Genomic DNA, 13536 nt, shown 5'->3' with positions numbered 1-13536 from the left:
AACGCACAAAATTTCGATTATCGCCATTTCTTGCCCTGCAGCGCCTGCATATAGTAACTGCACATTACTTATTTCACCGGAGAGTCACCGTGGCGGAAAGCAAAGCAATTGATGTTCGGGCGTTAATCGACAGCCGCCCGCTGGGGATGTGGCAAAAGATGGTGGTGCTGTTCGGCTTCTGCATCATCGCGCTTGATGGGTTCGATATCGCCATCATGGGGTTTATTGCCCCTGAATTGAAAGCAGACTGGGGGATCACGAATCGCGAACTGGGGCTGATTATCAGCGCGGCGCTGGTGGGACTGGCGCTGGGGGCGATGCTCTCGGGTCCGCTGTCCGATAAGCTGGGCCGAAAAGTGGTCATCATTAACAGCGTGTTCTTTTTTGGCGCGTGGACGCTGATCACCGCCTTCTCGCAAAATATGGAACAGATGGTCCTGTTTCGCTTTCTCACCGGCCTGGGTTTAGGCGCGGCGATGCCGAATGTGGGGACGCTGGTGGCAGAGTTTGCCCCGGCCAGACGGCGCGCCTTTCTTATCACCGTCGTTTTTTGTGGCTTTACTTTTGGCGCGGCACTGGGCGGTTTCGCCGCCTCCTGGCTGATGCCGCACTTTGGCTGGCATGCTGTGCTGTTGCTGGGCGGTATCCTGCCGATCCTGTTTGTGCCGTTACTGCTGTGGGCGCTGCCGGAGTCGGTCTGCTTTCTGGTGGTCAGGCGCGCGGCCAGCCAAAAAATTCACCGTATCCTGGCGAAACTGGCCCCGGATCTGGATCTGCAACAGTGTACGCTGGCGTTGCCCCCGGTCAGTCGGGCTCACGCGCAACCTGTGAAAGTCGTCCTCAATGACACCTACCGCTTCGGCAGCCTGATGCTGTGGGGCGCCTATTTCACCGCACTGTTTCTGTTTTACACCCTGGGCAGCTGGCTGCCGATGCTGATTAAAGACAACGGCTTTAGCGTGGTTCAGGCGGCGGTTATTACGGCCCTGTTCCAGGCTGGCGGCACCTGCGGTTCTCTGTTTTCCGGCTGGCTGATGGATCGTATTGAATCGCATCGTGCCTTATCGCTGATTTACGGTGCGGGTGGACTGTTTACTGTTTGTATGGGGCTGTCGATGACGCATCCGGTGTTGCTCGGCGGCTGCGCACTGATGATAGGCTTTTGCATTGGTGGCGCGAACACGGGAATGAATGCCCTGTCGGCCAGCTTTTATCCCACCGAGGCGCGGGCAACCGGTTCCAGCTGGATGCACGGCGTCGGGCGCGTTGGCGCAATCCTGAGTGCGCTGGCGGGCGCGGAAATGCTGGCGCTGGGATGGGGCGTTACCACGATTTTCGCGGTATTAGCGATTCCGGCCTTGCTGACGGTGGCAATGATTGCGGCGAAAGGACGCTATCAGCAGCGTCAGCGCGCGGACAGCGGCACCGTCTCCCGCTGGGGCGTCAGCCCGGGGGATATCCATTAACCTGCCCAGCCGCGGTCAATGCAGACAGGGCAGTAAGCCCGCGTCCATGTCCCGTTGCGGCACAAACAGATTTTGCTGTGCCGCGTTGTCTGCCTGACTCAGGCAGGGCGGCTGCGGTTGCGCAGGGCGCTGACGCAGTAAGGTATCAGGCTGGAACAGGGGGGAGGTTGACGTACTTACCGGTGTTGGCGCTTCCCCGCTGTCTGCACGGAATGGCGGCCGGACGGACTTTTTACCGGCGTGATGCGCATAGTGAAAACGCTTCAGTTTGCCCGGCGGTGCCGCATTGCGTGAAGCATGAATAAAGCGAATGAGCGCGACCGTGCGGAGCTGACGACTGAAACACTTCACCATACCGGATGAGGGCTTGCCCGATTCATAGCAGCGCCTGAAGAAGTGTAACGTAATCAAGGTGTTCGTCGCGGCATAGCACGCCCCTGAACAGGGTGAAACCATGCCCGATCCCGGCAACAGCAGTGAGATAAGCAGGAAGACGCGCGACAGCCAGAGAGAGGCAGGGCGTCCCGGCATTTGTGGCGAGTCCTCAGCGCCTGGTACAGATACCAAAGAGGACCGGCGCGCGCCGGCACTCAGTGACGCATCTTCCGGATGGGCCCGGACGGATTGCCGATCAGCGTGGCGATTGCAGGCAGCGATCCTGTTATGTGAAGCACAGCGGCCCTGCTGCTTTATTCGACGAAAAAACGTCATCAGGCTGGCGATAAAGAGGTTACTCATCGGCTGTTTTCATTATGTTTGCGCAACGGCCACTTACAACAGGCAAACCCTGACTGGCGGCCTCAATGTTTTACGTGCTGGCTTATCTGACAATGAAAATTCAGATTGATGCTGGACCGGATAAAATTATTTTTCTCGCGCCATTATGACGCCCGATGGCTTATTAAACGCCACAAAACACTTTCCCTGCGTCTGCGGTTAGCGTGCTCAGCAGGGCGGGCTGCGGATCAACTCACTCTCCATGCGCATCAGCCATCGACCAGGCAGTTTCTGACCGCCCTCATCGCTGCGTTGCATACTGTCCGGATACAGGCAACACGGTGCAACAGATACGGCTAAGCGTTATCCCTTCTTCCAGCGATGTCCAGCTATTTGATTGTAAATACTAATGAGAACCACTATCAATTCGATTGATTTTTGCTATCATTTGCCCTTATTCCGCATCCTGTATATGAAGTTGGAGAAGCAGCGTGGTAGCCAGTGATTTAATGCAAGCGGACCTTTCCGTGTGGGGCATGTATCAGCATGCCGATATTGTGGTGAAGGTTGTCATGATCGGTCTGTTACTGGCCTCAGTCGTGACCTGGGCCATTTTCTTCGGGAAGTACGCTGAGCTGAGCGCCGCCAGACGTCGCCTGAAGCGTGAACAGCTGGCATTAGGCGAAGCCCGCAGTCTCAATGATGCCGCGCGCGCGGCCCAGAGCTTCCATGCGGCCAGCCACAGCGCGGTGCTGTTACATGATGCGCAAAACGAGCTGGACCTGTCCGCAGGCGTTGAAGAAACCGGCGGCATTAAAGAACGCACTGCGTTTCGTCTTGAGCGTCGGGTTGCGGCATTCTGCCGTCATGCGGGGCGCGGGAATGGCTTCCTGGCCACGATTGGCTCGGTAGCGCCCTTCGTCGGCCTGTTTGGTACCGTCTGGGGCATCATGAACAGCTTTATCGGTATTGCCAAAACCCAGACGACTAACCTGGCGGTCGTGGCACCGGGTATCGCCGAAGCGCTGCTGGCGACGGCCATTGGTTTAGTCGCGGCGATTCCGGCGGTTGTGATTTATAACGTGTTTGCCCGTATGATCGCTAATTACAAAGCCTCCTTAGGCGACGTTGCCGCGCAGGTCATGCTGCTGCAAAGCCGCGATATCGACCTGGGAAACCTGGCTCAGCCTGAGGTCAGCCGTCCTGCCGCCGCGCAAAAACTGCGTCTGGGGTAAGCGTTATGGCAATGCGATTTAACGACAGCTCAGAAACCGATGGTGAAATGCATGAAATCAACGTCACGCCGTTTATCGACGTGATGCTGGTACTGCTGATTATCTTTATGGTGGCTGCGCCCCTGGCAACGGTGGATGTGCGTGTGAATCTGCCCGCCTCCACCAGTGCGCCGCAACCGCGTCCGGAAAAACCGGTCTATCTCTCGATTAAAGCCGATAAGCAGCTTTACGTAGGTAACGATCAGGTGAACAAGGACGCGCTTATCAACGTGTTGATGCAGCAGACGCAAGGCAACAAAGATACCACCATTTTCTTCCAGGCCGACAAATCGGTCGATTATGAAACTCTGATGAGCGTGATGGATGAACTGCGCACGGCGGGTTATCTCAAGATCGGCCTGATGGGGATGGAAACGGTAAAAAAATAACGCGTCGTTGATGTGCGCAGGCTAAACCCGTCCTGCACAGCCTTGCATTGAGTGCGTTTCGCCTGTTTCTCCTTCATCCGTTTATCCCTTGTTTTGTAAGACAGCGCGTTCAGCCCGACGCGCTTTTTTTATGCCTGAATTTTTGCCACATCTTGTCTGGCAAATCCTGCGCCGAGCAGGCAGTTATGCTGCTGTAACCCTTCTGTTAATTTCTTGTTACTTAAACCAGAGAGTTTGTAAAGTGCAATGGTGATGGAGGTCACATTAATCTCACCTCTGGCAGGCTAAAAGGGATAAAAAACCAAGGAAGCAGTTATGAGCCAAAGTGAAACTTTACAAAAGCCGCCAAAAGGTGCGGCCAGAACCATTTTCAATGTTACCAGCGGTAACTTCCTTGAAATGTACGATTTTATGGTGTTTGGCTACTACGCCACGGCCATTTCCAAAACCTTTTTCCCCGGAGACGATCCGTTCTCCTCGTTAATGCTGACACTGATGACCTTCGGTGCCGGCTTTCTGATGCGTCCTCTGGGGGCGATTATTCTGGGAGCGTACATTGACCATCATGGCCGTCGTAAAGGACTGCTGTTAACGCTTGGGCTGATGGCGTTAGGCACGCTGACTATCGCACTGGTACCGGGTTATGCCACCCTGGGTGCTGCCGCACCGATACTCATTTTACTTGGTCGCTTATTGCAGGGTTTTTCTGCCGGGGTAGAACTGGGCGGCGTTTCGGTTTATCTGGCCGAAGTGGCACCGAAAGGGCGTAAAGGGTTCTTTGTCAGCTGGCAGTCCGGTAGCCAGCAAATCGCGGTGATCTTCGCGGCTCTGCTGGGGCTGGGGCTGAATCATCTGCTCTCACATGATGAGGTGACCGAATGGGGCTGGCGTATTCCGTTTGTCGTGGGTTGCCTGATCGTCCCTTTCCTGTTCTATATTCGTCGCATGCTGGAAGAGACCGAAGCCTTTAGTCAGCGTAAACACCATCCATCAATGACCGACATTATGCGTTCCGTCGCCAGCAACTGGGCACTGGTGCTGGCCGGTATGCTGATGGTGGTGACCACCACGGTGATGTTTTACATGATCACCGCGTTCACCCCAACCTTCGGCAAGACCGTATTAATGATGAGTGACAAACAGGCCTTTATGGTGACGCTGTTTGTGGGGATTTCCAACCTGTTCTGGCTCCCGGTGATGGGCGCGCTGTCTGACCGCGTAGGTCGTCGTCCGCTGCTGCTGACGTTTACGGTATTGATGATTGCCACCGCCTGGCCTGTGCTGCACTGGATGGTTGGCGCGCCGAGCTTCGGCCACCTGCTGGCGGCGGAGCTCTGGCTCTCCTTCCTGTACGCCAGCTACAACGGCGCGATGGTGGTTTATCTGGCAGAAATTATGCCCGCCGAGGTGCGTGCCGCCGGTTTCTCGCTGGCTTACAGCCTGGCCACGGCGCTGTTCGGTGGCTTCACGCCCGCCGTTTCCAGCTATCTGATCCACGCCAGCGGCGATAAGGCGATGCCCGGCGCGTGGCTGACCTTTGCGGCCATTTGTGGATTGATCGGGACATTACTGATTGGCCGCATGGTGAAACAGTATCGCGCCCGGCATAGCGGAACCCCCGTCAGCGCGCCGCTCTAAAACGCGATATCCACCACGACGCTGTCGGTATAATTCCCTGCAGGCGGCGTATTTTGGGTGGTGAGGACACGCGCAGTGTAGTTGTAGCTGCGCGTCAGCCCATCGGTACTGACGGTATCCGCCGCCGTGCTGCTTACCCGTTCCGTGCCACTCGGTCCCCAGCGATTACTGGTCGTTCCTTTATAAATCTCGTAACTCAGTCGGTTCGTCCCACTCGCCATATTACGTACGCTGCTTACCGCGTTATTGCCGTTGCTTAACCCCACTGTATAGGTGCTGCCTTTACTGCACAGGACATTGATGGTTTGTGACACGCTGCCAAAACTGGCGACCAGCGGTGCGCTGCCAAAGCTGATATTGGGCGCGGTGATGGCGGTACAGTCGTTGCTGAGCACCACGGTAACAGTAATGGGAATGACGCCGCTGCCGGTTTGCGGTGTGAGACACAGGCCAACAGCCGAAACGCTGGTACAGATGTTGTAGGTGACCGTCATATTCAGCGTCACCGTGTAGGTCCCGGCGGCCACGGTTTGCCCGGTGAGGGTGCGCAAATAGACCGGAATGGCAAAGTTGAGACTACCCAGCAATCCCGCCAGGTTGATTAAGGTGGCGGAGTTGTAGACAAACGCAGGTCCGCCAATGGTGAGCTCACTGGCACAGGCGCTGTCGGTACATAACCGCACCGGAATGTTGTCGCTGCCGGTATCGCCGCTCCGTTTGAGGATGCCGCGCGTCCCATTGGCGTTGCTGGCGCTGGTCAGCTGAAAGGTGATCTGGTTATTGCTCAGCAGCGACAGCGCGCTGCCGGCCCCGCAGTTGACGTCAGCATTGGTCGAGGTGCTGCTGACCGTGGTGTTAGCCACAAAGGTGGTCACACTGCCAAAGCTGGCGCTGGAGGCGGGCAGGGCACAGGCGGCGTAACTCAGCGAGGGTAACAGCAGCAGGCAAAGCAGCAACATTAGCGTTTTCATGGGGTGATTCCGGCAGTGGCGTTATCGGGATTAGGCACGGATGCGCCTCTGGGGAGCGGCGGCAACGGGCAGGTAAGCGGGCCATACGTTTTGAGTGCCTGCGGCTGACCGCCAGGCAACGTCAGGATCGTTTCGCAGGCGCGACCATCAGGGGCGATCACGCGGATGGGATTGGTGGCACCCAGTTCTTCCATCCAGACAATACCGTCCCAACCCACATAGCCCGTAGCCCGTCCCGGCCGAATCACCTGGCTGGACACGGGCAGCGGCTTATCCTGACCGTCATGCAGTATCACGCTGGCGGCGCGCAACCGCTCGACCGGGAAGTTCAGCAAAAACCCACTTTGCCGTTTAACGGCAAAGCGCTGCTCGACGTTGGGCACCGTCATATCGGCGGGCAGATCGAGCGTATCGATGTCGTATTTAGCGGGATAGTAGCTGCTGATCGACGGCACCAGCAGATAGCCCTGGCGGTCGGTGCGTCCCATCGACTGATTTTCATAGCGCACATTCACGTCAGGGTAATGGGTTTTCACCACCACAAACGCATCGTTAATGGTGTTAGCGGCAAACACCTGGCTGTCCATTAACACCACCGAGCCGGACACATCGGCCCACTGGGTGAGGTTGTCGTCATCGCCGTAGAAGCCGGCAGAGGTATCGATCTTGTTATTGCGGTAACGCAGACTGCCCTGACGATAGTCGCCACTGTTGCCGCCCTGGTTCGCCCAGGAGGCATCCCAGGCGAATCCGCCATCGCTGGGCATGGCGCGGGATAAATACGCCCGCTGGCTTTGTTGACCTTGTTGATCGCGTTCGACGCTCAGGGAAGCATTACTGTTTTCACCAAACGGAATCACCAGCGAGACTGCGCCGCTCCATTCTCCCTGCTCTCTGTCGCGGCTGGCGGAGACATACAGGCTGGCATTGCCCCACAAATTTTTACTCCAGGAGAGGTTCCACAGGCGGGTACGCTGGTTATCGCCGCTGGCAATGTCGATCCAGGCCGCGCCCAGACTGCCATAGCGATTGAGCGACACGCTGGCGGTGTACTGCGCCGTGCGCCGTGCCAGGCTGTAGCGGTTATCTGCATAGAGGGCATTGCTCTGGCTACTCACCAACGCCAGGTTGCCAAAGCCCGCGCTGCGCACCGTATGCTGAGTGCCCAGGCTGAAACGGCTGGTGTTGTATTGATAACCCCAGCTGTACTGATTGCCCGACTCGCTGTCCAGGTGGCTCTGTGCGGCGGCTCCGTTGATCACGCCCCAACTGCCGACTTTAAACAGGGCACCTGCGCCGCCCATGGCCAAATCGCGGCTCCCTTCACCATGGGTTTCCAGTGTGAGCCAGTCTGTCAGGCCATAGCGCCACGAGCCGCTCATCGCGGCCGCACCGTAATCGGCGTTTTTGATGCCGTAATTTTGCCGAAGCGCACCGGCTGAAAAGGCGTAGTCAGACAGGCCTGGCTTGAGCAAGTTACTGGACACATAGAACGGCAGCGTCGTGACGACCTGACGACCCACCGCATCCGTTGTTGTAATCACGGCGTCACCGGCACCGTTAACGAAAGGCACGTTAGTGAGCGACCAGGGGCCAGGCTGGACATTCGCCTGAGTAGAGCGGTAGCCATTGACAAACAGATCCACCGTTGACGGCACCGCCGCCTGGCCAAAAAAGGCAGGCAAGGGATAGGTGATCAGATCCGGCCGCACGCTAAAGTCGCGGGCAATCTGGATGCCGCCGAGCCGCACGCTGCTGCTCCATGACAGCGCATCGGTAGTCAGATCCCCCACCCGCCAGCTCAGGATGGCGTTTTCATCTTCATTGCTCCACCAGGTGTCGTAGCGAATGTAGCCGTCATTCTGGTAGCGATTCTGTCCTTCCAGCTGCTGCTGTAAAACGCCATTGCTGGAGAAGTGTCCGGCGGGACCAAACACGCGCAGCTCATTAAAGGCGGCCAGACGCGTGCCTGCCACATCGGTGCGCGTGGCATAGAGATCGTAATTGAACAGCGCCCCGGTACTCACGCGTCCGGGGAAGCGCGACCCGTTCCTTTCCTCACCAATGGTCTGTTCAGGCAGCCAGCCGGGCGGCACGGTCAGCAACAGGCGCTGACGGCGATCGTCGTACTCCACGTTGACCCCGGCGAGCTGATTCACATCGACCTGCTGTTGCCCCTGAATCTTCTCCGCCGGGATCCCCGCGCGCTGTAAGTCGCCTGCCCGCACCAGGAAGTGGCCGTTTTGTTGCTCCACGGGCACAATATCGCCACGTGACAGCTGATTCACCACCAACTCCAGCATATAGCGCTGGCCCGTGGCCCCGTTGTCAACGGGCGGCGGCGGGGGAAGCGACGTAAACGTTTCTGCCCACACAAACGTGGGCACCAGACAACACAGACTCGCAATGGCGAGCGCAACGGGATGCGGGGAATACGGCTTCATTGCGATTTACTGCGCTGCGGCGCTGCGCCACTGTCCGGTGTTGGTCTCTGCGCGCAGTTCACCGCTGACGGCGGACCTGAGCGGAAAGCGCTGTGTGCTGTTCGCCAGCACATAACCATAGAGGCCGTTGCCGAGCCGCTGGCCGCCAATGGTGACATTGCTGAGTCGGGCATGGCCGTTACCGCGATTCGTCAGTTCCAGGTAGCGCTTACCGCCCGCGTTCACCTGACGCCAGCTCAGGGCGGGTTTTGCATTGTCGCGCACCAGACCGTTGCCATAGACAAAGAGCGGCACCGAATAGCGCATCTGAAAATTGAGCCCGGCCTGATTATCGCCAACGGCACGTGGCGTGGGGATTTCATCCAGCACAACGCGATAGGCCATCTCCTGTCCTGCGGCAGGCGGGATCTGTTTAATCAGACGGACCAGTTGCTTTTGCCCCGGTTCAATGCGCACTAACGGGGGACTGGCAACAATCTGCTGCTGGGTCTGATACTGCTCCTGGTTGTTCGTTTGCTGCCAGGCAAAAATGCGCACCTGCATCAGCGTGGTAGTATTGCCTCGGTTTTCCAGCCACAGTTCACTGGCCTTATCTTCCGGATCGATGGCCGGATCGATGGGCCAAATCATTACGGAATTTGCACCCTGAGCCTGAGGCAACACCAGAAAAGCGAACAGAAAAAACAGGGCACGCAGGGATGGCATGGTAAAGCTCCTTTTTCATCACCAGGTCAGCGTGACGCTGAGGGTGTCAGAATAAACCCCGGCGCTTGTCGGACCGGGTAATTGCAGCAAGCCGTAAATAGGTAACGTAATGTTGTTCGCGTTGCTGTAACTCAATGGCACGGCTGTGTTCACCGGAATCGGCGTGGTGTGTGCAGCATTGCTGTAGAGGTAATAAGGAATCGTGTTGGTATTGTTCGCCAGCTTCAGGTTACGGGCCGTGGTGTAATTGCTGCCGCCGTTGATGGTCATACTCAGCGTCGTACCCGGCGTGCAGGCCAGGTTAATCGTGGAACTTTGTACATAGCTGGCGCTGACGCTGCTACTGGCCAGCCCCGACTGGGTGCCAAAATTGAGCGTGCCGAAGATCCCCGTATTGGTGCCGGAGATCACGCAACCTGCCACGATTGACGCTGAAACCTGGAATGTTGTGGAGCTGGTCGTAATGCTCCACCCATTCATACACACGATCAGCAGCAACCCGCCAGCGGTGAACGAAACAGGTGACCGTCTTACCGTCATCTGCATCTACGCCAACACAGGCACTTAATAGTTCACGGCAACGTTAATCGTGTCGGTATAAGTCCCGGCCGGGATCACCGGATTAAATCCGCCGCCTACCACACGTCCATAGATCGCGTAATTGGTGCCGAGGGTCGGATCGGTCGTCCCGCTGGGCGCAATATTCGTGTTGTTGGCGATGGCGGTCGTAAAGGACGCATCGCTGTAGAGGGTATAAGCGATGCCTTGAGTATTATCGGCGCCCAGCACCAGGTAGCGTGGCGCAGAAGAAACGGTACCGTAGACGGTTCCCGGTGCTGCGTTACTGCTGGTCACCTGAACGTTAAACGTTTGGCCGGTCGTACAGCGCACATAGATGCCGTTACCCGCCGCGCCGACCAGCGTAGCGTTCAACGTACCAAAGGTGGCTGCGCTGCTACCGAAGTTCAACGAACCGAAGTTGACGCCAGAGGTGGCCGACTGGCCGTTCACCAGACATCCCGTGGTTAATGTTAGCGTAGCGTTAATTGCACCCGTGGTAGTGGCAGCAAACGTCGCGGACGGCAGGGTGGTAGCAACACCGGCAGCTAACAGAAAAAGCTTGAATTTCATAACCATTCCTTACTGATTATTTAGGGTCAGTGCTTTTTCACCTGATGGTATAATGCAAAAACCTCGAAAAAATAACATTAAATCGCCAGATAACAGCAACCTGCCGTCACTCTCTCCAGCGCCCCAGAAAAAAGGGGGGCTGATTTATATTAGTTTTTTTTACTATACATCAGCGCAGGCAAAGTGGCGAAACTCATCGATAAATTTTTTATTATTTTGTTACATTGCCTGCCGCAACGGCGAATCGACAGGCGATCACGGGCTGAAGACGCAGAGCCGCAGAACTGTTTTGCCTGTCTGTGGTGTCGCTGTTATGTCTCCGTCAGTTTGGTATGAGAAAGAAGCGCATGCGGGATGTGAGGCTGAAAAGCGGCAGATGCGCTATCTTTGAATAGCTGCTGTCTGCCCGTGCGGTAAAGGTCGTCAGTGCAGGCATAACGTTGTGGTCAGGCAGCAAAACGGCGGCTCATATGCCAGCTAAAAGAATTGATTGAGCCGGACGCTTGCAGGTATCGGAAAGCGCTATTAAAAAAGCCTAATTTAGTCGTTTCCCGCGCCGATAAAAGGGTAACAAGGCGAAAATTCCTTTTCATCATCTCTTTAACAGCGGCGTGTTCGGCGCTATTCGGAAATCACTATGTTAGTGGCCTCATACAACTCATTCATTGTCGTCATTTCGGTCTTAGTGGCGATGCTGGCTTCATTCACCGCGCTGGATATGGCGGGACGGGTTGCGACCTCAACCGGTAAAGTGGCCCTGGCGTGGCTCTTTGGCGGTGGCTTTGCCATGGGGATAGGGATTTGGGCCATGCACTTCATTGGCATGCTGTCCATGGACCTGAACATGATGATGAGTTACGACGCCTCGCTGACGGCGCTGTCCGCCGGCATTGCGGTGTGCGCATCCATCTTCGCCTTGTGGCTGGTTTGCCAGGGCAACCTGCCGCTGTTCCGCTTGCTGGGCGGCGCGATTGTCCTGGGCTGCGGCATTGTCGCGATGCACTACACCGGCATGGCCGCGCTGATGCTTTCACCGGGTATTCGCTGGAAGTGGGGATGGGTCGCGGCTTCAGTCATTGTTGCCCTTGTGGCCTCGGTGGCCGCACTGTGGCTGGCTTTTAAACTGCGCGAAGGCCCACAGGGGCGAATTGCCGCCTTGCGGCTGTGTGCCTCTATCGTAATGGGGGCCGCGATTGCCGGCATGCATTATACCGGCATGATGGCGGCGGAATTCCCGATGGGTAGCCATACGATGTCATCCGGCGTCAACAGCAACTGGCTGGCGATTGTCGTCACGGTAGTAACCCTCGCCATACTGGGGATTACGCTGCTGGTTTCCATGCTGGATGCCCGTATGCAGGCGCGCACCTCGATCCTGGCCAGCTCGCTGGCTGAAGCCAACCGTGAGCTGGCACAACTGGCGCTGCACGACAACCTGACCCGGTTGCCAAACCGTATTCTGCTCGAAGATCGCCTTGAGCAGGCCATCAATAAAGCGAATCGTGAAAGCACGCAGTTTGCGCTGATGTTTATGGACCTTGATGGCTTCAAGGCCGTAAACGATGCCTTTGGTCACCACATCGGTGACAGCCTGTTGATCAGCGTCACCAAAAGAATGAGTGACCAGATGAAAGGCTACTACACGCTGGCACGTCTGGGCGGCGACGAGTTTGTACTGCTGATTGAAATTACCGAGCCGAATGATGCGGCGGCGGTCGCCGATCAGCTGGTTAAGGCCGTTGACCGCCCGTTCCCCATTTCGCGTTACGATCTGGTGGTGTCACTGAGCATTGGCATTGTTGTCTATCCCGGTGATGGCGAGGATGAGCGCGAGCTGATGTTTAATGCCGATGCCGCGATGTACCACACCAAAAACAATGGCCGAAACGGTTACACCTTTTTCCAGCCTTCTATGAATCTGCTGGCACAGAGCCAGTTACAGTTGAACAACGACCTCTGGCATGCGCTGGACAATGATGAACTGCGCCTGTTTTATCAACCCAAGTACTGCGCACCGCACGGCCCGATTCTGGGCTTCGAAGCGTTGCTGCGCTGGCAGCATCCCCAGCATGGCCTGCTGTCGCCGGATCGCTTTCTGCCGATAGCGGAAAAAACTGGCATGATTGTGAATATTGGGGGATGGGTCATTAACGAAGCCTGTCGCCAGCTGCATCAGTGGCACCTGCAGGGCCATCAGACGTGGTCAGTCGCGGTCAACCTGTCGGCGCTGCAGTTTGAGCAAAGCAATCTGATCGACACCGTTAAGCTGGCACTGGCGACACACCAGATTCCGGCGGAGCTGTTGACGCTGGAGGTGACCGAAACCACCGCCATGCGCAATCCCGATGAAAGCGTGCGGATTCTGACCGAACTGACGCAGTTGGGCGTGAAAGCCTCGATTGATGATTTTGGTACCGGCTATTCCAGCCTGTTGTACCTTAAACGCCTGCCTGCAAGTGAGCTGAAAATTGACCGCGCCTTCGTCAACGAACTGGAGCATCATTCTGAAGATGCCACCATTGTGTCGGCCATTGTGGCGCTGGCGCAGTCATTGCAGTTAAAGGTCGTGGCAGAGGGCGTGGAAACGTCGGAACAGCAAGCGTTTCTGACCCAGCTTGGCTGTAATACGCTGCAGGGCTATTTGCTTGGCAAACCGCTGCCACCCGATCGGATCGATGAGCTGAAGGAGTTTGTCGGCCCGCACGCTACTGAGCCTGCCGCACTGGAAGTGTAAGGCCCGCCAGGGATTTTTGTTAGCGCTGATCAACATGCTAAAGTGGCGCCTCTGCATCAGGAGCGAC

The 13536-nt window shown here is 56.8% G+C and carries 13 protein-coding genes; 6 read left to right on the top strand and 7 right to left on the bottom strand.

Annotation, left to right across the window (positions count from 1 at the left end; genetic code table 11):
* Positions 1 to 89: 89 nt before the first annotated feature.
* Positions 90 to 1466, top strand: coding sequence for an aromatic acid/H+ symport family MFS transporter (locus tag C7433_RS14395; protein ID WP_039342179.1), 1377 nt, complete (start codon positions 90 to 92; stop codon positions 1464 to 1466).
* A gap of 15 nt (positions 1467 to 1481) precedes the next feature.
* Here the strand turns inward: C7433_RS14395 and C7433_RS14390 are convergent, their stop codons facing one another.
* Positions 1482 to 1997 carry a hypothetical protein gene (locus C7433_RS14390; RefSeq protein ID WP_226375859.1) on the bottom strand — a complete coding sequence of 172 codons (516 nt, stop codon included), beginning with the start codon at positions 1995 to 1997 and terminating at the stop codon, positions 1482 to 1484.
* Between the two features lie 695 nt (positions 1998 to 2692).
* On the opposite strand from C7433_RS14390, the gene exbB reads away from it, so the two are divergent.
* Complete coding sequence (gene exbB / locus C7433_RS14385) at positions 2693 to 3418, top strand: tol-pal system-associated acyl-CoA thioesterase (RefSeq protein WP_199227862.1); 726 nt, start codon at positions 2693 to 2695, stop codon at positions 3416 to 3418.
* 5 nt (positions 3419 to 3423) lie between these two features.
* The gene (gene exbD, locus C7433_RS14380) at positions 3424 to 3846 is read left to right on the top strand and encodes a TonB system transport protein ExbD (protein WP_006118163.1); all 423 of its coding nucleotides are present in this window, start codon (positions 3424 to 3426) and stop codon (positions 3844 to 3846) included.
* Between the two features lie 128 nt (positions 3847 to 3974).
* On the opposite strand, the gene C7433_RS24040 is transcribed toward exbD, so the two are convergent.
* A complete protein-coding gene (locus C7433_RS24040; RefSeq protein WP_255421309.1) occupies positions 3975 to 4109 on the bottom strand; it encodes a hypothetical protein in 135 nt (44 codons plus the stop codon).
* A 52-nt stretch (positions 4110 to 4161) separates the two neighbouring features.
* On the opposite strand from C7433_RS24040, the gene C7433_RS14375 reads away from it, so the two are divergent.
* Entirely contained in the window at positions 4162 to 5484 is a 1323-nt protein-coding gene (locus C7433_RS14375) for an MFS transporter (RefSeq protein ID WP_006118162.1), read from the top strand.
* Here C7433_RS14375 and C7433_RS14370 read toward each other — a convergent pair.
* The 5 genes from C7433_RS14370 to C7433_RS14350 are packed head-to-tail and all read right to left on the bottom strand — an operon-like array spanning position 5481 to position 10735.
* Positions 5481 to 6455 (bottom strand): spore coat U domain-containing protein, encoded by a 975-nt coding sequence (locus C7433_RS14370; RefSeq protein WP_039342185.1) that lies wholly within the window; start codon positions 6453 to 6455, stop codon positions 5481 to 5483. The genes C7433_RS14375 and C7433_RS14370 overlap by 4 nt on opposite strands.
* Positions 6452 to 8899 carry a fimbria/pilus outer membrane usher protein gene (locus C7433_RS14365; RefSeq protein WP_039342188.1) on the bottom strand — a complete coding sequence of 816 codons (2448 nt, stop codon included), beginning with the start codon at positions 8897 to 8899 and terminating at the stop codon, positions 6452 to 6454. The genes C7433_RS14370 and C7433_RS14365 overlap by 4 nt, the downstream gene beginning before the upstream one ends.
* Before the next feature lie 6 nt (positions 8900 to 8905).
* Positions 8906 to 9604: a molecular chaperone gene (locus C7433_RS14360; RefSeq protein ID WP_006118160.1), complete on the bottom strand. Its 699-nt coding sequence runs from the start codon at positions 9602 to 9604 to the stop codon at positions 8906 to 8908.
* Positions 9605 to 9622: 18 nt separating this feature from the next.
* Positions 9623 to 10144: a spore coat U domain-containing protein gene (locus C7433_RS14355; protein ID WP_006118159.1), complete on the bottom strand. Its 522-nt coding sequence runs from the start codon at positions 10142 to 10144 to the stop codon at positions 9623 to 9625.
* Between the two features lie 24 nt (positions 10145 to 10168).
* Entirely contained in the window at positions 10169 to 10735 is a 567-nt protein-coding gene (locus C7433_RS14350) for a spore coat protein U domain-containing protein (RefSeq protein WP_006118158.1), read from the bottom strand.
* A gap of 52 nt (positions 10736 to 10787) precedes the next feature.
* On the opposite strand from C7433_RS14350, the gene C7433_RS14345 reads away from it, so the two are divergent.
* Together C7433_RS14345 and C7433_RS14340 are read left to right on the top strand one after the other, a co-directional pair.
* A complete protein-coding gene (locus C7433_RS14345) occupies positions 10788 to 11126 on the top strand; it encodes a hypothetical protein (RefSeq protein ID WP_110268400.1) in 339 nt (112 codons plus the stop codon).
* Positions 11127 to 11372: 246 nt separating this feature from the next.
* A complete protein-coding gene (locus C7433_RS14340) occupies positions 11373 to 13469 on the top strand; it encodes a bifunctional diguanylate cyclase/phosphodiesterase (RefSeq protein WP_033739769.1) in 2097 nt (698 codons plus the stop codon).
* Positions 13470 to 13536 lie beyond the last annotated feature (67 nt).

It is taken from the genome of Pantoea sp. PNA 03-3, from assembly GCF_003201175.1.
GTDB classification, from domain to species: Bacteria; Pseudomonadota; Gammaproteobacteria; order Enterobacterales; family Enterobacteriaceae; genus Pantoea; species Pantoea stewartii.
The sequence above is the reverse complement of the archived record's forward strand: the minus strand, read 5'-3'. Positions and strand labels throughout refer to the sequence as shown.